A 1,003-nucleotide genomic window follows, 5' to 3' on the forward strand; every position below is an offset into this window, starting at 1 on the left:
GCACCTTCGGGAGCGGCGCCTGCGTGGCGCGTTCCTTGAGCGTAACCGTCTTTAAGTTGTTCGCTTTCGCGTTGTTGAATGTTTCAAGGCTCGGCGTGGCACTACCTAGCACCACGAGGGCTCCGTACTTGTACGCCAAGTGGAATGCCATTTCGCGGGTATGGTAACGCGGCGCCGGGTCCTGCTGCTTGAAAGAGGAATCGTGTTCTTCGTCGAGAATCACGAGGTCAAAATCAAACGGCGCAAGAATTGCGCTGCGGGTGCCGAGAACCACTTGCGCGTCGCCCTTCAAAATTGAGACGTAGCCTTCGCGTTTCTTGGGCGCCGAAAGTGCGGAATGCAAAACCACAATCGGGACTTGCAGAAAATCTTCGAAGCGCTTGCGAGTTTGCGGCGTGAGCCCAATTTCGGGCACGAGGATTAAAACTTTCTTGTGGCGCATCAAGGCTTCGCGGGCGAGTTCCTGGTAAACGCGGGTCTTTCCCGAACCTGTAACGCCGTGAAGCAATACGCCGCGGAATCCGTCTTTGTCCAGTTCTTTGCAAAGCGTGTTGAATGCGTTAGTTTGTTCTAATGTCAACGCCGGAGCTACTGGGGTAGACTGTCTACTGTCTACTTCCGACTGTCTACTGTCTGCGGCGAGTGCGTTCAGGTACTTCTCGAAATCTGCAGGCCAAAAAACGAACAGCGCCTTCATGGGTGTGCTAATGTAATACCGCGCCGTCCATTCGAGCGTTTCCATATAACGTTCGCTAAAGCGGTAGCCCGACTGGTGCGGGGAAGCGGGGCGCACATCAAACTTGGGGCGGTCCTGGTGGACGCGTGCGACCACGGCGAGGGCCGGCTTTTTACGGGTGGCAAACTGAACCCATACAACGTCTCCGCGGCAAAGGCTTACTCCGGCGGGCACTCCGTAGGTGTATACATCGGGCGCCATGGGAATGTACACTTCGCAAAAATCCGTTAACAATTCGGATTTGAGCTTCTGATGAACCTCTTCGGG

General features: G+C 55.2%; 1 protein-coding gene. It reads right to left on the minus strand.

The annotated features are described in order from the left end of the window. Positions 1 to 1,003: DEAD/DEAH box helicase family protein (locus tag Q0628_RS08760; protein WP_298770179.1), on the minus strand; the 1,003-nt coding region annotated here is incomplete at both ends.

Source organism: uncultured Fibrobacter sp., from assembly GCF_937877005.1.
Lineage (GTDB): Bacteria > Fibrobacterota > Fibrobacteria > Fibrobacterales > Fibrobacteraceae > Fibrobacter.